This window comes from Nostoc sphaeroides, from assembly GCF_003443655.1.
GTDB classification, from domain to species: Bacteria; Cyanobacteriota; Cyanobacteriia; order Cyanobacteriales; family Nostocaceae; genus Nostoc; species Nostoc sphaeroides.
On the sequence record NZ_CP031941.1, the window covers coordinates 5,210,803 to 5,231,214 of the forward strand.

Genomic DNA, 20,412 nt, shown 5'->3' on the forward strand with positions numbered 1-20,412 from the left:
GAGAGTGTCAAATGCAGAACTGAGTGAAATCATGTCAGCTTAATTGCTTATTAAACCCGAATCACCCCACCCCGCCAAAGCTACGCTTCGTCTCCTCTGCCCTTACCGTGTATACACAAGTCAAATTACCCCCCTTAATCCCCCCGATGCATTGGGGGGAAAAAACAAATCTATAGGACTTACGCACTTTACAAACTCAGTATCTTATGCATATCAAGCTTATTAACATAAAAGTCTTGCCCTACCTCGTTCCTGGGCTGCTGCCTGGGAATGTGATAGTTGGAGGCTCTGCCTCCTGTCAAACTGGAGGCAGAGCCGAACAGAATAGCATTACAAGGCAGCAGCCCAGGAACGAGAAGTAATGCACATTTGGCTATATCTGTCAATGCGTAAGTCCTAATCTAGTTCCCTCCCCTTTCCAAGGGGGGAAAAAACAAATCTAGTTCCCTCCCCAATCCATCGGGGAGGGTTAGGGTGGGGTAAAACTGACGTGGAAACCAGGTGAGTAAACTATTTCAGACTTGTGTATACACCGTAGTTGCTAAGGGGTGGGGTGCAATGACTGTGGGTAATTTGGCGGACAGATGTCAAGTAGTTTCTGAGGATGCTTCTGAGCAAGATTTTGTGGGAGCGCCTAAGTCATCTAAAGTATTCATTAATGAGTCATTCTGTAGCATAGGGTATCTGGTTTGGGAATTTATAACATCGTCAAAAGCTTCCAGATCCTCAAGAGCCTCTGATGCAGACTGATATCGCTGTTTGAAGTCATCCAGCACCATTTTACTGAGAATCTTAGCGAGGGAGTGACTTACCTGGGTGCGTAGTTTACCGCCGTAGGTCTTACCCTGAGCCTGTCGAAGGGCATCGCTCCATTTTATCTCTCCATTAACATCTCTAGGTAGCTCACGGGGTGCTATACCAGTCAAGGCTTTAATCCCAACCATGCCGACTGCATAGATATCACTACTGTAGTGGGGACGCCCAAAACATTGCTCGCTTGGTGCATAACCCTGAGTACCAATACCAATGGTAAAGGGGTTTTGCTCTTGATGATCAAGCTGTTTTGTACTGACTTCTTTGACGGCTCCAAAGTCAATCAGGATCAGTTTACCGTCTGAATGTCGGCGGATAATATTACTGGGCTTAATATCCCGGTGAATCACATGGTTTTTATGGACAAATGTTAATGTTTGCAATAAGTCCCTGACAATTTTGATCGCTGCAATTTCATCAATTGCTCTGCCTGCTGGCAATTCCTGATTTAAAGGATGACCAATAATCTGTTCTTGTACTAAATAAAATTCTTCATCTTCTTCAAAATACGCCAAAAGTTGCGGAATTTGAGGGTGTGTTCCCAATTTTTCGAGTGTTTGCGCCTCTGAGTTAAATAAACGTCTGGCAAGTTGTAAGGCTTCTGGTTTGGTGTTGGCTGGTTTTAGTTGTTTGACAACACATCGCGGATTCCCAGGACGTTGGGTATCTTCGGCAATGTAGGTTTCACTGAATCCACCGGAACCGAGAACTTTGACAATTCTATAGCGTTGAGCCAGGACTTTTCCTGATAAGGCTAAATCTCGTTGCTGAAGTAAGTCTTGCAAATCATCTTGTTGGCTGATAATCTCTTGGACAACGGCGGAAGTTTTATACTTCTGAAAAATGTCTACTAATTGGCGTTTTTTGATGCTTTCTCTGACTAATGAGGTTCCCAGATAGGAAAATCCGATCATAGCGATCGCAATCATTGGTACAGTAGTGGGAAATATTAACTGACCGTGAACAAATAACCCATAGCTAATTCCTAGCCAAGTACCAGACAGGGCGAGGCTATAGAGAAATCTATTGATACTTTGCTTGCGTCTGGTAATCATCAAGGCTGTACTGCCTACTATAATTAGCACAAACAAACCCCGCAACGGTAGACTGGTAATTCCTGAAGCGATCGCTTTACCTTGCATCAAAGTTGCGATCGCATTGGCGTGAATTTCCACCCCCGACATCCGTTTAGCGCTGTTGCTAGCGGCGACTGGATAATAATCATTGTGTAACTTATCTGTTGCACCAATTAGCACTATCTTGTCTTTGAAAACCTTTCCCTGCTGCAAATAGGTGTTCCAGTTTTCTGGATCGAGTACATGCCAAAAGGGTACTTGCTCAAATGTACCCGCAGCCCCCCAAAAATGAATGCGATCGCCCTTTGGTTGGGGATAATTTACTTGTGCTGCCTTCAGTGCTGCTTCATCAAAAGAGGGTAGCTTTTCGAGCAAATTATCTTCAGCTAACAACTTAGAAAACTCACTGCCCAATCGATGAACTTTACCATCTACCTCCAGAGGGAAATTAACTGAGCCAATGGACACAGATCCTGTACGAAACATCTCTTGTGGGTCAATCAGTTGCATAAAAGACCCTTGGCGCATCTGGGAATTTTCGTAGACGGCGGCTAAAGTAACTTTGCTGCCATATTTTTGTAATACTGCCTGGAGTTGGCGATCGTCAGTAGTTCCATAACTGCTTGGCGTGTCAAAAACTACATTTACCGCTACAGAGCGGGCACCTGCTTTGATTAACTTTGTGATTACCTGAGCATAAGCAGCCCGTTTATAAGGATAAGATTTCAGTGTTTCTAAGTAGGCATACTGTTTGGGATTTGTTTTATAGTACTGTTCGGGAACTGATATTGACTGATCGTCTATTGCTAAAATTACAATGTCTTCTGGAGGTAAAATCGGCCCACGCACTTGAAAAAAGGCAGAAAGCGCCTTATTTTCCATCAATTGAACTAATTCCCCACCAGAAGCACTCAGCAGTGCTGCACCCATTACCCAACCGCCAGCCAGGAGATGACCTAAGCGAAGCATCCACCTAGACTGACGAGCCGATGCTGTTGACGTTACTTTTGTCGGTTTACTTGAGTGTCTATTGGCAGCAGAGACATGGTTTTTAGTTAAGGTAGATGTAGGTTCTTCTGCCATATCGTGTTACTGATTGATTTAAGTCCAACACTTTTATTTATTCAGACCACGTTTTAGTACAGGGCTATTTTGTTCTAGACATAAACCGCCCATAACTAAAGTTCCTCTTTTATAGCCCAAGTCCACGCTTAGTGGACTAAAAGCCTTTGTTAGTCGTCTTTAGACGAATGAATGCTATTAGCCTTAGAATTTATTCTGAGGCGGGCTACATGAGAATGAAATAGCCCTGCGTTTTAGTACAAGCACATTGAAATAAGACTTAAATGACAATCTTATACATTTGTAAAGTATCTTCTATTCATCAACAAACTTTTATTGGCAAAGGTAGCCCCCAAGAGATTCCTAATTCTGTCTAAATTATTATTTTTCTATTGAATGAGTTACAAAAGAGTGATTGTCTCACAGATCATAGCCGGATATACTTCGTCTCTGTACTTAGTTGCGGCGGTGTTTTACCCTAACCTAACCAATAAGTACGCTCAAAACTCAGGGGTTTTACTTGAAGCTGTCCCAAGTCCGTCTTCTGTCTTTGGCGCAATATTGGTACTCCTCACAAAGCATGTCCTTATACTGAAAGCTAAAGCTATAGATAGGCATTAACTTATATCCTACCCTAAGCATAAGCCATACCTCTTTAGGAGTAAAATTTAGTGTTATACAGTTATGAATGCTGTTACTAGTTCAATTTTATTGGTAGATTTTGATCACAGGGTGGCTCTTGCAGTGCCGGAGGTGAATAAGGTTTAGCACCCAGGATCTCAACTCCAATGTTGCAAGCGTTTTTATGCCTTGAAAGAGGTAGGATAAAAGCTACAGATGAAGACTTACTTTATAGAGATTAGCAAACAAGGCATTTGAAAATTGCTATAATCTATTGTTCCATCTAAATTCATATATATTATTAGGTGTAAATTTGTATGGGTTCTCCAATGAATCGTCTGTCTATTTTTGTAGACGGAAACAATATGTTCTATGCTCAACAAAAAAATGGCTGGTTTTTTGACCCTCGGCGAGTTTTAGAATACTTCAAACATGAGCAATCAGAGACAACATTAATTAATGCATTCTGGTACACTGGCTTAAAAGACCCACAAGATCAGCGAGGTTTTAGAGATGCTCTAATTAGTCTAGGATATACAGTTAGAACTAAAATTCTTAAAGAATATTATGATGATACCTCTGGTCGTTACTCGCAAAAAGCGAATTTAGATATTGAAATTGTTGTAGATATGTTTAATACAGTAGACCAGTATGACCGAGTAGTATTATTCAGTGGCGATGGAGATTTTGAAAGAGCAATCGAACTATTACGTTCAAAAAATACACATATTACAGTAGTATCGACAGAAGGAATGATCGCTAGAGAACTACGGAATGCTACAGACAGATATATAGATTTAAATGATATCAGAGATCAAATAGAAAAAACAGAAGGTTAGTATTCTTAGCAATTATTTACAAAGGTAAGAGTAAAAGAAAAACTAAGTTTGAAGATATATTGATCCGCAAGTAAAAACTAAACAACAAAGCGCAAATGACAAACAAAACAGACCGAATCATCATTTTTGATACTACACTGCGAGATGGAGAGCAGTGTCCGGGAGCGACTCTGAATATAGACGAGAAGCTAATTATTGCCAAGCAACTGGCGCGTTTGGGTGTGGATATAATTGAGGCAGGCTTTGCCTTTGCTAGTCCCGGAGATTTTGAAGCAGTCAGCAAGATTGCTAAAATTGTGGGGACAGAAAATGGCCCGGTAATTTGCAGTTTGGCAAGAGCGATTAAAGCAGATATTGAAGCAGCGGCATCCGCATTAAAACCGGCAGTTAACGCCAGAATTCACACATTTATTTCCACTTCAGATATCCATTTAGAGTATCAGTTGCGGAAAACACGGGCAGAAGTGCTAGCGATCGCCGAAGAAATGGTAGCTTATGCTAAGTCCTTCGTGACAGATGTAGAATTTTCACCGATGGATGCGGCTCGTTCCGATCCAGAATTTCTTTACCAAGTGTTAGAGCGAGCGATCGCAGCTGGTGCAACAACAGTTAACATTCCCGATACAGTCGGTTACACCACCCCTAGCGAGTTTGGGGCAATCATTAAGGGGATTATTGAAAATGTCCCCAACATCGACCAAGCGATTATTTCCGTTCACGGTCATAATGATTTAGGTTTGGCAGTTGCTAACTTTTTAGAAGCCGTGAAAAATGGCGCACGCCAACTAGAATGTACCATCAATGGCATTGGCGAACGTGCCGGAAATGCCTCACTAGAAGAATTGGTGATGGCCTTGCATGTGCGGCGACAATATTTTAATCCCTATTTGGGAAGACCAGAAGAATCTCAAGAATCCTTAACAAATATCGACACCCGGCAAATTTACAAAACCTCACGCTTAGTTTCCAATTTGACGGGAATGTTAGTACAACCAAATAAAGCGATCGTCGGGGCGAATGCCTTTGCTCATGAGTCTGGAATTCACCAAGATGGGGTGCTAAAAAATAAGCTCACTTATGAAATTATGGATGCCCAATTGATTGGTTTAACAGACAATCAAATAGTTTTGGGCAAACATTCAGGGAGAAATGCTTTCCGCACCCGGTTGAAAGAATTGGGCTTTGAACTGTCAGATACTGAGTTAAATAAAGCATTCGTCAGATTCAAAGAAGTAGCAGATAAAAAGAAAGATATTTCTGATTGGGATTTGGAAGCGATCGTTAACGATGAAATCCAACAAGCACCTGATTTGTTCCGGGTAGAGTTGGTGCAAGTTTCCTGTGGTAGCAACGCCCGCCCTACAGCTACAGTTACCTTGCGTACCCCAGACGGTGAAGAATTAACCGATGCTGCGATCGGTACTGGGCCAGTGGATGCAGTTTACAAGGCTATCAACCGGGTGGTGAATGTGCCCAACGAGTTGATTGAGTTTTCTGTGCAGTCAGTAACAGCCGGTATTGATGCCATTGGAGAAGTGACGATTCGTTTACGTTATGAATCTAAAGTGTTTTCTGGTCATGCAGCGAACACAGATATTATCGTAGCATCCGCGCAAGCTTATGTAAATGCACTTAATAGGCTGTATTCTGCGTTGCAAAGGCAAGAAAAGCCAGAGGAAATATCTGCACAGAAAGTCTGAGATTGTATCTGGCAAACTGCCCATAATATAAGTATCGCACCTTCTTTTTAACTGATGCTAAAAAACTCCTTCCCGACGTTGGGGAGGAGTTAGGTGTGAGTTCCGAAAATTTTTGCTGAAGGTGAATTATCAGCAGAATTGTTTATAGATTTATCTCCCAAAAGTTAGTTCATTTTTTAATTTTTAATATGGGTAGCACTTTATGTTTTAACAATTCAATTAAAGCTGGTTCCATGTATTCATATTTATCTGGTATATCTAAACAGATAATTTTTTTATCTTTAAGAAAGGGCTGAAAATTTTTCGATAGCTTATTTTTATGTGACTTCTCCATCACAAAGATAATATCAGCCCAGATAATAGATTCTGTTGAAACTGGTACTTGGGCATAGCGATCTAAACCTGCCGATTCCGTTTCAAGTCCTTCATATTCAGAAAATACAGCCTCGGCGGTGGGACTTCGCAATTTATTCTGGCTACAGATAAATAAGAGGTTTTTCATTAATTAATATGAATGAAGCGATAGTATTTTATAAGCCTTTGAATCCAGGATTTTTACCTATTTACTACTCATCGCTGTCAAAATGTCTCTCCTCCAATCCCAGCCAAAAGAGTAATACTTTTTCAACTTCAATGAGTTGTTCTGGTGTCAAGTCTCCCAACTTTCGGAGTAACTTTGCATGTGGAATTAATAATATTTTGTACGTCAAACACTCCTGTTCGGAGAAAGTTTACCTTTAGCGCCACCTCAAATCTTGAACCGCGTGAGCTAGTCGTATGAGGAATTAGGGTTGCTAATGCTCGATCTTGCTCTAGGGCAGGAATACTGATAATTAAGCATGGTCTGACTTTTGCTGTGTAGCCAAGATCGACAAGCCAAACTTCTCCACGATTCGGGCTACTCATCGGAAGCTTCTTGCCGATCTAACTCCAAAAAAAGTTCTTCTGCATTCCAAACCAAATCTTCATTTGACAAATATGGAAAGTCCAAATGTCTGACCCTTTTTAAAATCTCCAGAGCTATTTCCAATCTCTCTGACTCTGGCAGACGATCAAAGGTGCTTAATAATTCTTCTACTGGAGCAGTCATGACTCTCTTTATTAGACACCGAAATAGGGCTTGCTGAATAGAAGTGTAATATAGACCAGATAAGGGTTTTAAGCGTTTTTCCCCAAAATAAGTGCAAGGCTATAATATCTAGAGTCTCAAAACCCTTGCACAATCGTTAGCGTTGGCGCAGCCCGCCGAAGGCATCGCTGGGTAAATATTAGAAACTGAGCGATGAAACAACTATTTTGTAAGCTGTGTAGCTTCTAGATTTGCTTCTCTAGACTTATTCAGCAAGCCCTAAATAGCATAGCACGTCGCTATATAAACATTCTGTTCGATGAGATCGCACCACAGATAACCTCAAAACTACGCCAAGTAGAAGCGATCATATTCTGTTTAGCTTCAGAAAGTTGCATTGGAGTGTGGTGTTTATTCTTAGATAATAAAAATCAGTCAAGGGAAGACCTAGCTTCCACGATCTCAAAAGGTCAGACCTCTTGACTGCTAACTATATTATAAGCTGTTATATCTCTAACATAAAAATTTTACTACAATAGATTTCTTATTTCAGGACTTACACCACCAGCAGATAAATAAAAATCCTGAATTTTTTTAACGTACTCGTAAACAAGTTTGTGCAAATCTGAATCAAAATTTGAAAATCCTTGCTCTGATGATAAATCTTCGTCTTCATCTTGCCATACTAAATGCCCAGGACATGGTTCTTTTGATTTCCAAATTTTTTTGTCTTTCTCTGAAGGAGTAATGCTTTTATCCCATACACGAATTATATACATATCATTTGGCCAACTGAAGTAAACTCCTAGCTCAATAAAAAATTTTTCCAGGCTGACATCTATTTCAGATACCCTCATAGATGCATCATTTTCTTCATAGTCTGTAGAAGTTTTTAATTCACACTTGTTAGATTTTAAACCCTGAATAATTGATTCAGAAATATGTATTAAATTATTTTCCAGCTGACGGTAAGTGAAATCACTTCTATTGTTCTGTTTCATAATGCCCCTTCTGAATTGAGATGGTCGCTTACAATACACTAAGGTAAGTTTGCTCAGAATTCATCGGCAAAACCCGCAACTTCCGATTTTTCAGGTCTGGTTCTAACCCTAAAACTTCCATTGGCGTTACACCCAAAAGCGCATAAGCTACTTCTGTAAGTTCCAAACAATCAAAGGTTCCTTGACGTTCTCCAATACTAAGTTCAACATCTCGGAAAATCCGCCCCTGCTGCACTCCAGCCGCAGTCTCTACCTGGGCTTCTCCACCTTGGACTAAACCTAGTTGACTAATAATGCTAGCAGGTAAACATAGTAACGTTGCACCCGTATCAACTAAAACATTATCCAAAATACAAGAGCGAACTTCCTCTGGAGAAATAAAGCCTCGCTGTGCCAAAACTTGATCAATTCGATTCGTGACAGTGAGGGTAATTATTACTTGCCCCATTTGCTTACCCTGAAGATTTGGTAGTACCAGCTTACCCATTTCAGCAAACTCCTGAAAACAAAATATTTTTGAGAGATGCCTTAAAATACAAAGACGCAAAAGCACTCTCTGCGCCTCTGCGTCTCTGCATCAGATATTCCCTACTTACACCATCTCAGACGAAGCCTGCATCATCTGCTGAGGCTGCGGTTGGAACATGAACAACGAGTACACCACATCTCGGCGGATGTTAATCATCATATCCAAGAACAACTCATAACCCTCGCTCTTGTATTCAATTAGCGGGTCTTTTTGCCCATAACCACGTAATCCTACCGATTCGCGCAAAGCATCCATTTGTTGCAGGTGTTCCCGCCACAGAGTATCAATGCGTTGCAAGATAAAGAAGCGTTCAGCTTGGCGCATCAGTCCGGGTTGAACTTGGTCAATCTGCGCTTCTTTGAGGTCGTAAGCAATTCGCACCTGTTCGTGGAGGAAGGCTTTAATCTCGCTGACTGTCATATCCTCTAATTGATTTGGTTGCAAATCCGCTAACAGATAGACGAATTCTTTAACTTTCTCAACCAGCTTTTCTAACTCCCACTCTTCCGAGGGCAAGTCTACATTGATATAGTAGTCAACGATGTCATCCATCGTTTTTTCGGCATACTTGATTACCTGTTCTTTCAAATCTTGACCTTCTAACACCCGCCGACGTTCAGCATAAATAGCCCGACGTTGATTATTCATCACTTCGTCATACTCAAACACCTGCTTACGGATGTCGTAGTAGTAAGTTTCAACTTTTTTCTGTGCGCCTTCCAAACTGCGGGTAAGCATCCCAGATTCGATGGGCATATCTTCTTCCACTTGGAAAGCATTCATTAACCCAGCAACGCGATCGCCTCCAAAAATCCGCAGTAGGTTATCCTCTAAACTGAGGAAGAATCTTGTGGTTCCAGGGTCGCCTTGTCTTCCTGCACGTCCACGCAACTGGTTATCAATCCGCCGTGATTCGTGGCGTTCTGTACCAATTACGTGCAAACCACCGATTCCCACTACTTCATCATGTTCACGGGTAGTAAATTGTTCGTATTCCTGCTTAACGCGGTTGTAAGCTTCTCGCAATTTCAGAATCACAGCGTCGTCGATGGGAGCTTTTTCTGCTGCCACAGCTACCTTGTCTTCAGCTTCCAATTCCGGTAAACTGCGATCGCCATATTCACGCACCGCAATTTCTACTGCATCTTTGAGTAGTTTTTCTGTTTCCTTTGTTAACTGCGTGGGGAAAATTTCTGGTGAAGCCCGCCAAGTTTTGACTTTTTTACCAGGGACAAAGCCTTGACCACCGCCATGTCCTGTAGGCAATCCGGCTGCCCTTTGAACGCCAAAGGCATCTTCTGACTCTGGCATAACAATCCGGGGCATGAAGTATTCCCGCAGCTTCAGACGCGCCATGTATTCGGAGTTACCACCCAGAATGATGTCTGTACCTCTACCAGCCATGTTGGTAGCAATGGTAACAGCACCTTTTCGTCCAGCTTGAGCGACGATTTCTGCCTCACGCTCGACGTTTTCCGGTCGGGCGTTAAGTAATTCATGAGGAATCGCCAACTCCTTCAGCAGCCTACTCAGAAGTTCGGATTTTTCTACACTAGTGGTTCCTACTAATACAGGTCTGCCGAGTTCGTGCATTTCGGCACATTCTCTAGCGATCGCCCCCCACTTGCCCGGTTCTGTCTTAAAGACCATATCAGACAAATCTTCCCGTCTGCGATCGCGGTTGGTAGGAATTACCGCAACTTCCAATTTGTAAATTTTTTCAAATTCTGGTTCTTCCGTTTTTGCCGTTCCGGTCATTCCACCGAGTTTTGGATACAGCAAGAACAGATTTTGATAAGTAATTGTCGCTAGAGTTTGAGTTTCTGGTTGAATTTCTACGTGTTCTTTGGCTTCAATTGCCTGGTGTAATCCATCACTCCAACGCCGTCCGGGTAGCACCCGACCGGTAAATTCATCTACAATTACCACTTCGCCATTGCGGACGATGTAATTTACATCCTTGAGGAAAAGTTCTTTGGCTTTAATTGCATTGAAAACGAAGTGCGCCCAAGGATCTTCAGGGTCAAACAAATCTGTTACTCCCAAAAGATTTTCGGATTCTGCAAATCCTTCATCAGTCAAAAGCACGTTACGAGCTTTTTCATCCACATCATAATGCTCGTCTTTTTTGAGTGTGAATGCGATTTCAGCTGCTTGCAGATACTTTTCTGTAGGTCTTTCCACCTGCCCAGAAATAATTAGCGGTGTCCGCGCCTCATCAATTAAAATCGAGTCTACCTCGTCAATCACGCAATAATTAAACGGGCGTTGCACCACATCTGCCATTGATGTCGCCATGTTATCCCGCAGGTAGTCAAATCCTACCTCGCTGTTGGTAACATAAGTAATATCGCAATCATAGTTTTTTTGGCGTTCACTGGGAGTCATAGTTGACTGGATTAGCCCCACACTCAGCCCCAAGAAGCGATGCACCTGTCCCATCCATTCAGCATCCCGACGAGCCAGGTAATCGTTCACAGTTACGACGTGTACACCTTTACCAGTAAGTCCATTTAAATAACTCGGTAAGGTTGCTACAAGCGTTTTACCCTCACCGGTTTTCATTTCGGCAATTTGCCCTACATGCAAAATGATACCGCCAAGCATTTGGACATCAAAGTGCCGCAAACCTAAGACTCGCCGTCCTGCTTCTCGGACAACGGCGTAAGCTTCAGGTAATAGGTCATCTAGAGTTTCGCCTTTGGCAAACCGTTGTTTAAATTCGACGGTTTTACCTTTTAACTCCTCATCGGAAAGAACCTTAATTTCTTCCTCTAGAAGGTTAATTTCAGTAACAGAAGGTTGATATTTTTTAAGCTTACGAGCGTTGGGGTCGCCCAACAAAAGTTTTAGCATGGCAGATTATAGAACTGAATCAAGGGGGATGGCGATTAAAGGTTTGGCATTGATTATAAACATTTAACCCAACCCAACCTTCTTGGTTGTGGATGGGTTTCAAATGAGAATTAACTCAAAAACAGGAGAAAAACGAGGCAATCAGTGTATTAAATGATTGGTTTTAACTCTTATCTTATATTTAGTCTTTCTTCATAGTATCATTTTGCCCCCAGATGGGGCCGGAGAGGGAATAGAGTTAGGAGTTTGGAGTTTGGAGTTTGGAGTTTGGAGTTTGGAGTTTGGAGTTTGGAGTTTGGAGTTAGGAGTTAGGAGTTTGGAGTTTGGAGTTAGGAGTTTGGAGTTTGGAGTTAGGAGTTAGGAGTTATGAATTTTTCAACTTTTAACTCCTGTACAGACGTGATTAATCGCGTCTCTTCCTGTACAGAGGCGATTAATCGCGTCTCTAGTCCTCACTTCCATTCTGCTGTTAGGCGGCGGAAATTGTAATCACTAGCGCCTTGATGACAGCTGACACAGCTGCCAAGCTGGACGGGACGTGGTAACTTAACTCCTGGATGCAAAGCTTTGAAATAACGTGAGTCATTAAGGCGATATGGTGTTTCTTCGTCGTCTCGCTGAACACGAGAGAAAGTCGAAAGATATTTCCACACCAAGATGCGTGGCGGATCGACTAAAGGCTTTAGTTGTGCGCCGTAGTGCTGTGAGTCTTCCAGGAGATTTTTCCAAGTTTGGGTGGGTAAAACGGCTGGTGGTAAGCCGATGTGGCATGTGGAGCAGTTTTCCAAATATAATTCTTGTCCTAATTGATACTGTGCAGGTACTACGTCAACAGTGCCAATTTCGGCGGTAGGAGTAGCACTTTGAGCATTAGTTGCCAAGGCTAGAAGCCAACCCATAGCTAGGCTCCAGGTTACAATTACCAGAAGTAAACCGAAAAATTGGCGTTTGAATTGGCGTTCGGCGCTTTGCTGTAGCGATTGGCGTTGGCGTAGCCCGCCGTAGGCATCGCGGATTTTGCGCTTAACAAAAATTGACATTCCTCACATTCCTAGATATTCAGAAGTGGCGCTTGTGCTAATCATAGGACTTACCCAGCGTTAGCAGTAGCAACATAGCAATGCCTATTGGCAAGCCCTTCTGCGTCTGCATCTCTCAACATTGCAAGGAAAAATCTCTTAGCAGTTTTAACCAGACTCACTAGAAAAATCAGCCAGAATATCTCGGATTTCATTTGCACCAATATCTTCTCGGTCAGATTTGGAATAAATTGTTAGTAGCAAAATACTTGTAGGTGATTCAACTTGATAAATCAATCGGTATCCAGCACTCTTACCTTTTTGGATACTACTGTTGCGAACTCTCACCTTGTAAACAATATACTCTTCACCAATGCTAGAAATGCGATCGCCAACAATATTCCCCTGTTGTAATTGCTCAATAATCGGTTGAACATCAGAGCGAATATTGCGAAATCTCTTAGAAAGGTAGCGTAAGTTTTGTTTATATTCAGGAGTTAAATCGATTAATACCGATGGCTGTTCATTCGGCATCGATTCCCTCCCACATTTCGGATAATGGCAGGCGTTGCCCCGCTTTTGCTTGCTGCAAGGCTCTCCTCAAGCTGGCTTTAATCTCCTCAACGGTTGTATCGTCAGGATCAACCTCTTCTAACTGCTCTGGAACCAACACAATCACCCGAACCTGATGAGGATAAGTAGTTCCCTGAATCGGCTCATCTAAAACTAGGTTTCCCTGAGAGTCAATCTTGCCAGTAACTTCGATCGCTTTCATTTGTTGTCTACCTTATTTTGTAGGAGATCCTAACATTTTAAGGATTTTAGGTGCATTAGGACGAATCTCCGTAAAGCAAAGGCAGTTATGAGCAGTAGTTTGATCTGCTTACAACTGCCTTTTTTAGACAACTACCGAAAAAGCTGCCAACAGTTCTACCATTTTTGCTTTCAGTACTGTAATTGCCTCTTCTAAAGTTTCACTTGGTTCTGTATCTAACAAGTGGGCATCACCTACATCAGCACTTGACCAAAGATAGCTGTGTTGCCCTATGCTTAAACATCCTTGCCACTTATCTTCATAAGTATCGAGCGTGATAAAAAAACGCCGTAGCATTAGCTCATTGGGGTTAATAACAAACTCTCCCCATATAGAAAAGCCAAAATACTCCCCATTTTTTTCATTATTGTATTCCCAGTTACTCAAGTTGGGAAAAGCAGCTTGAGCTTGGTTTAGAACTTGTTGGATTTCAGCTTCTGTTAGTAGCATTTTCAAGAGAAAGCAATTAGGTAAAAGCTTAGAAACAACAGTTATAGCCGTTCTCGTTCACGTGAGGTGCACCCGTAGGGACACGGCACTGCCGTGCCCTTACACCTCGCGATATAATGTTGTACGGCATCTGAATGGGAACCGCTATATCTTTAAGGAATAGAAACCGATCGCAATAATCGCTCAACAACAGTTCTTGCATTCCGTCCACCTCTAGGAATCAGGCGATGGCAAAGAACGTGAGGGACGAGAAATTTCACATCATCGGGAATGGCATAATCACGCCCTGAGAGAAAAGCTAGCGCTTGGGTAGCTCGTTGTAATGCTAATGTGCCACGCGGACTAACACCAAGGGCTATTTCCTCATCTTGCCGTGTTACTCGTACCAATTCGAGGATGTACTGTTGCAAGGAGGGTGCCACTTTTACTTGAGAGCAGAGGTAACGTAATTCCTCTACTTCTGCCAAAGTAATACAAGGCTGCAAATCAGCAACCTTCACACCATTTTGGAGATTTTGCAGCATAAGGAGTTCTTCTGCCTCGGAAGGATAGCCCAAACTCAGCGACAACATGAACCGATCCATTTGTGCTTCCGGTAGCGGAAATGTACCTTGATACTCAATCGGGTTTTGAGTGGCAATGACAAAAAAGGGCTGAGGAACTGCACGAGAGACACCATCGACTGTTACCTGATGTTCTTCCATAACTTCCAGTAAAGCTGACTGAGTGCGGGGTGTAGCGCGGTTAATTTCGTCAGCTAGGAGAATATTGGTAAAAATTGGCCCAGTCAGATAAGTAAATTCGCCACTTTTTGGGTTCCAGATGTTAGTGCCAGTAATATCAGTTGGCAGTAAATCGGGGGTACATTGTAGTCGTTGAAACTTACCATCCAGTGAACGAGCTAGAGATTTAGCGAGTAGGGTTTTACCAACACCAGGGACATCTTCTAGCAGGGCATGACCACCACCTAGCAAGGCTACTAGCACTAAACGTATTGCCTCAGCTTTGCCAACGATAGTAAGAGCCAGATTTTTTGTTAAAGCGTCAATTTTTTCTCTCATGCGGTGCGGGGAGTGGGGAGTGGGGAGTGGGGACTGGGGACTGGGGAATCGGGACTGGGGAATCGGGAGATGAGGGGGATTAGGGGGATTAGGGGGATGAGGGAGAATAACCATACCCCATGCCCAATGCCCCATGCCCCATGCCCAATGCCCAATGCCCTACCTATTGTTCCCACTCAGCATTCAAAATTTCTTTAGCAACAACACAGTCAAGTTGAATTTGTGTTTTTAGGGCTTCTAGAGAAGCAAACTTTTGTTCAGGGCGCAAAAATTTCACCAGTTCTACAGCCAGTTTTTTGCCATACAAATCACCAGACCAATCAAACAGATGTACTTCCGCAGATGAATAAGTACCATTTACAGTTGGGCGGTTACCGATATTCATCACGCCAAAGCTTTCATTAGGAGCGATATCTGATGTTTCACTGAGAATGAAAACGCGGACAGCATAAACTCCTTGGCGGGGCAAAAACTTTTCTTTTGGTAGTTGGAGGTTGGCGGTGGGAAAGCCAATTGTTCTGCCCAATTGTTGACCTTGAACGACAATACCAAGGAGAGTGTAGGGGCGTCCTAGTAGTAGATTTGCGTTTTCGATGTCACCTTGCTCAAGGGTTTGGCGAATTAATGAAGTGCTAATGCGGGCATCATGAGTCGGATTAGTACTGACGCAACTGCTTTCGGTGGGCGAGTTACCTGTATAAGTTTGTAAGGGAACGATAGTAACGGGGATATTGTGCTTGGCGGCGATTAATTGCAAATCTTTAGCAGTACCACTGCGCTTTTCGCCAAAACAAAAATCCTGTCCGATGCTAATTTGCTGGCATCGCAGTTGTTGCACAAGAATTTTTTGGACGAATTCTTCGGGGGTCAAAGCAGATAATTCTTTGTCAAAGGGTAGTAATACCAGTTGTTCTACCCCTAGCGATCGCAATTGTTGGACTTTTTCATCCAGTGGTGTTAACAAAGTCCGGGGCTGCCCCGTAAAAAATTCCTGTGGATGGGGGTCAAAGGTGACAACTGTTGAGTAAATATATTCTTGATTTTCCTTTGACTGCGGACTACTAGCTACTGACAACTGACCATCAGCGTGCAAGACTGGCTGAATTACCCTTTGATGACCAAGATGAACACCATCAAACTTGCCAAGGGCAACAGCAGTCGGCGTTAGCAGCCCTTCGCTTGAAGAAGCAACCCACACAGAACACCCATTTTTAGACAAATTTAGCACTTGGATTTCGAGATTTTAGGTTTATTTTAGCTATCAGCAGGAAGCTACCTTATGGTAAACCGCCGACAGGAGGACAGCTTTTCTAGTACCAACTTGTCATTTGTCATTTGTCATTTGTCATTTGTCATTTGTCTTTTGTAAATAACCAATGACTAATGACCAATACAACTCTTGGAGAGGCTTTGCCCTAAGCGAATCTATGCCGCAGGCTTTACGGCAACTCTTAAAGACGCACTCGCGTTCGCGGTAGTTGAGCGCAGTCGAAACTCAGTACAAGTGACCAATGACTAATGACTAATGACCAATGACTGCTGAAAGCTTCTGATCACCAATCTAATCTAAAATCTCCAATTTCTCTGATCGCAATCTTTAGGTAGAAAACTTACTAACAGGAAAAGATTCTGATAAGATAACTGAGGTGGGAATCTGAAGTACCAATCCTTCCCGTGCCATGATCGCCCCAGGAAATTTTGCAGCTGCTTGTTTCCCTACACAATCCAAAAAGTCGTCATCGTGTGCGGGGTCGTGGTGGTAAATTACCAAAGTTTTGACGTTAGCAGCTTGTGCCACTTTTACTGCTTCTTGCCAGGTAGAATGTCCCCAGCCAATTTTCGGGGATTTGGGCGAATAGTATTCTTCGTCTGTGTAAGTGGAATCGTAAACCAGAATGTCAGCATTCCGAGCTAGCCACAGCACATTATCATCGAGTCGGTCGGGAAAATGTTCGGTATCAGTGATATAAGCAGCAGCACCACCACGCCAGTTGACGCGGTATCCGACAGCTTCACCTGGATGGTTTAAAGGTGCTGTTTCTACGGTAACGTCATTGATGTGAATTGGTTGCCCCGGTCGAATGTCGTAGAAACTTAAATTGGCTTGCATAATTTGCAAGGGTACGGGAAAGTTCGGGTGCAACATCTGGTCATTGAGGCGCTGTTCTATGGTAGAACCATCAGGTGCGATCGCGCCGTAGATATGAAAGTCATTCCCCTTCACAAAACCTGGGGTAAAGAAGGGAAAACCCTGCATGTGATCCCAGTGAGAATGGGTAAAAAATATATGAGCTTCTAACGGCATTTGGCGCAACAAAGATTGCCCTAAAACATGTAGTCCCGTGCCAGCATCGAAAACTAAGCGTTTATCGCCCGCTTGCATTGAGATGCAAGGGGTATTACCGCCGTAACGAACGGTGTTTGGCCCTGGGCTGGGGATGCTGCCGCGAACGCCCCAAAATTGTACGGTAAATTGATTCTCTATCCTAGACATGGGTATTGCTTGCTGGCTGGCTGGCTGGACTGAGCGGGCGATAAGTGAAAAAATTGCTACTTATTTTGTCTAAGTTTATGCTGTCTGACCCATTCTGCTATTGGGAGGATTTCTTGGTAAAACAGCATACACTGTTTCTGGCTGATTGTGTAAATGTGAATGAAATACTCTCAAGTAAAATTTTCCAGTTTTTCGGGTCGATGTGTATCGGTTATTTCAATAGTGCCCCTACGTTATAGCCTACATTTTTCTCTGATGCCTTTAAATAATTCTAGTTTTATCCTGATAAATCAAATGATTCACCGAAAATTGAATTCCCACTCAGATAATTTATTTAGGCCATCTGCGTAAGTAAGATTGTATTGTAACGGAGTTATACTGATGTAGTTTTTACGTACAACATGCACATCTAACGGTACATTTTGCAGCAGATTTAATCCGGTTGAAGGTTCCACATCCTCAATTACCTCTCCGGTTAACCAGTAGTACGTTTTTCCACGAGGATCAACTCGTTTATCAAACACATCAATGTAACGCCGCACTCCTTGACGGGTAAGAGTAACTCCGGCAATTTCTTCCCATTTGACCGCAGGAATATTGACATTGAGCAACATTAAATCCGGCAGGGGTTTTTGGGCTAACTGGTCTACGAGAATTTTGGCAAACTTAGCAGCAGGTTGAAAGTCTTTAGAAGTGTGACTAATAAGACTCAGCGCTACGCTGGGAATCCCTTCAATTAAACCTTCCATTGCCGCTGAAACAGTGCCGGAATACAATATTTCAGTTCCCAAATTCGCACCTTGATTAATGCCAGAGAGAACTAAATCGGGTGGAGTATCTAGCAAAGCCCACAGCGCCAATTTGACACAATCTGAAGGCGTACCATCGCAAGCCCAAGCTTTGACAGCAGGATGAAAAATCCCTTCAACAATTTCGGCGCGAATGGGTTGATGTAAAGTTAACCCGTGTCCAGTTGCCGATCGCTCTCGATCTGGACAAACTACACTCACATCATGACCTGCCTCTGCCAAGTAGTTGGCTAGGGTACGAATCCCCAAGGCAGAAATGCCGTCATCGTTGCTAATTAGTAATTTCATAGTCATTGGTCACTTGTACTGAGCGGAGCCGAAGTATTGGTCATTAATCATTAGTTATTAGTTATTTGTTATTAGCAATTTGTCAATGTCTGAGGTCACAAGCAGCAAAAAACCATACATACTCACTACTAGACTGTGGGGGAAGTTTGCCTACTTTTAACAAGAGGCTTTCTGATCCTTGTCTAGTGAATTCAGGTGTATTTTAGCTGGATATTAAGATGTTACCTAGATTTATACCAAGCTGTACTAGTACCGCAAGGTAGAGTTCAAAATTAAATATTCCTCGTCGGAAACCTCCCCTTTGGCTGATATTGATGGCATAGCTGTAAGTTGATTTATCGAGCAGCTTACAGCTTTTGACTATAGACTAATGACTAATGACTAATGACCAATGACTAAGAACTAATGACTAGCAATTTAGAAGCTCAACTTTTAGCACTGCGCCAAGAAGGAGAAAAAGCGATCGCAGCCGCCGACACCCTAGAACGTCTGGAGGAACTCAGAGTTAACTATCTGGGTAAAAAAGGCGAACTGGGGGCACTGTTGCGAAGTATGGGGCAGATGAGCGCAGAGGAACGACCAAAAATTGGAGCGATCGCCAATACTGTCAAAGAATCCCTGCAAACTAGTCTAGATCAGCAACGCGTCGCCTTGGAAGCTGCACAAATTCAGGTACAGCTAGAGGCGGAAACTCTGGATGTAACTATGCCGGGAATTTACAGCCCCCAAGGTCGCATTCATCCCCTCAATGGTATTATTGACCGGGCACTGGATATTTTTGTCGGAATGGGCTACACCGTGGCTCAAGGGCCAGAGATGGAAACAGATTACTACAATTTCGAGGCTCTTAATACCCCGCCTGACCACCCCGCCCGTGATATGCAGGATACCTTCTACCTGCCAGATGGTAATCTTTTACGCACTCATACATCGTCAGTGCAAATTCGTTACATGGAAAGAGAAGAACCACCGATACGGGTTGTGGCTCCAGGGCGAGTTTATCGGCGAGATAATGTAGACGCGACTCACTCGGCTGTTTTCCATCAAATAGAACTTTTAGCCATTGATGAGGGACTAACTTTTACTGACCTCAAAGGCACAATTAAAGTATTTTTACAAGCAATATTTGGCGATTTACCTATTCGCTTCCGCGCCAGTTATTTCCCGTTTACTGAACCTTCGGCTGAAGTTGATTTGCAGTGGAATGGACGCTGGTTGGAGGTGATGGGCTGCGGTATGGTCGATCCAAATGTACTTAAGTCTGTGGGTTATGACCCAGAAGTTTATACAGGATTTGCTGCCGGTTTTGGTGTAGAACGCTTTGCAATGGTGTTACACCAAATTGATGATATTCGTCGGTTGTATGCTAGTGATTTGCGATTTTTGCAGCAATTTTAGGCACACGTAATAGTTATATACTGCAACCAAGGTAACAATAAATAATGACCTCAGTTTCCAGGTTAGATCAAGTTCTAGAAAGTATCGAAAACTTATCAGTAGATGAACAAGAAACATTAATTGATCTGATACGTCATCGGTTGGCAGAACGGCGGCGTTCTGAAATTGCTGCTAATATCGCTCAAGCACAAGTAGAATACCAGTCGGGAAAAGTGTTCCGTGGTACAGTTACTCAAATAATGGATGAGTTACGCAAGTGATAACTGTAGTTTTGGCATCATCGTTTAAACGAGCATTTAAGCGATTGGTACGACGACAGCCAGAATTACAAGAGCGGATTGGAGATCGGTTAGCTAAATCAAAAAGAAGCCCCACATCTGACCGAAGGCAGTGTGGGATGAATTTTTGGATGATGACGAATTGACCAACAACTAATTCAATCCTACGGATTGAATTAGTTGTTGGTCGATGAGGAATCATCAGTCTTGGAGCTTGGCAACCTATCGATCCAAT

General features: G+C 42.9%; 20 protein-coding genes. 5 read left to right on the plus strand and 15 right to left on the minus strand.

Going from position 1 to position 20,412, the window contains the following annotated elements:
- Positions 1–587: 587 nt before the first annotated feature.
- Positions 588–2,972 carry a CHASE2 domain-containing serine/threonine-protein kinase gene (locus D1367_RS23165; protein WP_118168530.1) on the minus strand — a complete coding sequence of 795 codons (2,385 nt, stop codon included), beginning with the start codon at positions 2,970–2,972 and terminating at the stop codon, positions 588–590.
- 917 nt (positions 2,973–3,889) lie between these two features.
- On the opposite strand from D1367_RS23165, the gene D1367_RS23170 reads away from it, so the two are divergent.
- Together D1367_RS23170 and D1367_RS23175 are read left to right on the plus strand one after the other, a co-directional pair.
- Positions 3,890–4,411: a LabA-like NYN domain-containing protein gene (locus D1367_RS23170; protein ID WP_041565194.1), complete on the plus strand. Its 522-nt coding sequence runs from the start codon at positions 3,890–3,892 to the stop codon at positions 4,409–4,411.
- Positions 4,412–4,506: 95 nt separating this feature from the next.
- Positions 4,507–6,111 (plus strand): 2-isopropylmalate synthase, encoded by a 1,605-nt coding sequence (locus tag D1367_RS23175; RefSeq protein ID WP_118168532.1) that lies wholly within the window; start codon positions 4,507–4,509, stop codon positions 6,109–6,111.
- Positions 6,112–6,280: 169 nt separating this feature from the next.
- Here D1367_RS23175 and D1367_RS23180 read toward each other — a convergent pair whose 3' ends face one another.
- From D1367_RS23180 to surE, 14 genes are all read right to left on the minus strand, one after another.
- Positions 6,281–6,613: a low molecular weight protein tyrosine phosphatase family protein gene (locus tag D1367_RS23180; protein WP_118168534.1), complete on the minus strand. Its 333-nt coding sequence runs from the start codon at positions 6,611–6,613 to the stop codon at positions 6,281–6,283.
- Between the two features lie 128 nt (positions 6,614–6,741).
- Positions 6,742–7,017: a type II toxin-antitoxin system PemK/MazF family toxin gene (locus D1367_RS23185; protein WP_228674765.1), complete on the minus strand. Its 276-nt coding sequence runs from the start codon at positions 7,015–7,017 to the stop codon at positions 6,742–6,744.
- On the minus strand, positions 7,010–7,201 hold the full coding sequence (locus D1367_RS23190) for a hypothetical protein (RefSeq protein WP_100898302.1): 192 nt from the start codon (positions 7,199–7,201) through the stop codon (positions 7,010–7,012). Before D1367_RS23190 ends, D1367_RS23185 begins: the two co-directional genes overlap by 8 nt.
- A gap of 509 nt (positions 7,202–7,710) precedes the next feature.
- Positions 7,711–8,181 (minus strand): hypothetical protein, encoded by a 471-nt coding sequence (locus D1367_RS23195; protein ID WP_118168536.1) that lies wholly within the window; start codon positions 8,179–8,181, stop codon positions 7,711–7,713.
- Positions 8,182–8,209: 28 nt separating this feature from the next.
- Positions 8,210–8,668 carry a retroviral-like aspartic protease family protein gene (locus tag D1367_RS23200; protein WP_118168538.1) on the minus strand — a complete coding sequence of 153 codons (459 nt, stop codon included), beginning with the start codon at positions 8,666–8,668 and terminating at the stop codon, positions 8,210–8,212.
- A 105-nt stretch (positions 8,669–8,773) separates the two neighbouring features.
- Complete coding sequence (gene secA / locus D1367_RS23205) at positions 8,774–11,566, minus strand: preprotein translocase subunit SecA (protein ID WP_118168540.1); 2,793 nt, start codon at positions 11,564–11,566, stop codon at positions 8,774–8,776.
- A 452-nt stretch (positions 11,567–12,018) separates the two neighbouring features.
- The gene (locus D1367_RS23215; protein WP_118168544.1) at positions 12,019–12,606 is read right to left on the minus strand and encodes a cytochrome C; all 588 of its coding nucleotides are present in this window, start codon (positions 12,604–12,606) and stop codon (positions 12,019–12,021) included.
- A 147-nt stretch (positions 12,607–12,753) separates the two neighbouring features.
- Positions 12,754–13,119, minus strand: a complete 366-nt coding sequence (locus D1367_RS23220; RefSeq protein ID WP_118168546.1) for a type II toxin-antitoxin system RelE/ParE family toxin — start codon at positions 13,117–13,119, stop codon at positions 12,754–12,756.
- A complete protein-coding gene (locus D1367_RS23225; protein ID WP_118168548.1) occupies positions 13,109–13,360 on the minus strand; it encodes a type II toxin-antitoxin system RelN family antitoxin in 252 nt (83 codons plus the stop codon). Before D1367_RS23225 ends, D1367_RS23220 begins: the two co-directional genes overlap by 11 nt.
- A 123-nt stretch (positions 13,361–13,483) precedes the next feature.
- Positions 13,484–13,849 carry a hypothetical protein gene (locus D1367_RS23230; protein WP_118168550.1) on the minus strand — a complete coding sequence of 122 codons (366 nt, stop codon included), beginning with the start codon at positions 13,847–13,849 and terminating at the stop codon, positions 13,484–13,486.
- Positions 13,850–14,001: 152 nt separating this feature from the next.
- Positions 14,002–14,910: an AAA family ATPase gene (locus D1367_RS23235; protein WP_118168552.1), complete on the minus strand. Its 909-nt coding sequence runs from the start codon at positions 14,908–14,910 to the stop codon at positions 14,002–14,004.
- A gap of 163 nt (positions 14,911–15,073) precedes the next feature.
- On the minus strand, positions 15,074–16,138 hold the full coding sequence (locus tag D1367_RS23240) for a bifunctional riboflavin kinase/FAD synthetase (protein ID WP_118168554.1): 1,065 nt from the start codon (positions 16,136–16,138) through the stop codon (positions 15,074–15,076).
- 369 nt (positions 16,139–16,507) lie between these two features.
- Positions 16,508–17,404, minus strand: coding sequence for an MBL fold metallo-hydrolase (locus D1367_RS23245; RefSeq protein ID WP_118168556.1), 897 nt, complete (start codon positions 17,402–17,404; stop codon positions 16,508–16,510).
- Positions 17,405–17,703: 299 nt separating this feature from the next.
- Complete coding sequence (gene surE, locus D1367_RS23250) at positions 17,704–18,501, minus strand: 5'/3'-nucleotidase SurE (RefSeq protein WP_118168558.1); 798 nt, start codon at positions 18,499–18,501, stop codon at positions 17,704–17,706.
- Between the two features lie 405 nt (positions 18,502–18,906).
- Between surE and pheS the strand changes: the two genes are divergently transcribed.
- The 3 genes from pheS to D1367_RS31185 are packed head-to-tail and all read left to right on the plus strand — an operon-like array spanning position 18,907 to position 20,323.
- Positions 18,907–19,899, plus strand: coding sequence for a phenylalanine--tRNA ligase subunit alpha (gene pheS / locus D1367_RS23255; RefSeq protein WP_012407694.1), 993 nt, complete (start codon positions 18,907–18,909; stop codon positions 19,897–19,899).
- Positions 19,900–19,943: 44 nt separating this feature from the next.
- The gene (locus D1367_RS23260; protein ID WP_118168560.1) at positions 19,944–20,159 is read left to right on the plus strand and encodes a hypothetical protein; all 216 of its coding nucleotides are present in this window, start codon (positions 19,944–19,946) and stop codon (positions 20,157–20,159) included.
- Positions 20,156–20,323 (plus strand): hypothetical protein, encoded by a 168-nt coding sequence (locus D1367_RS31185; protein WP_181984934.1) that lies wholly within the window; start codon positions 20,156–20,158, stop codon positions 20,321–20,323. Before D1367_RS23260 ends, D1367_RS31185 begins: the two co-directional genes overlap by 4 nt.
- Positions 20,324–20,412 lie beyond the last annotated feature (89 nt).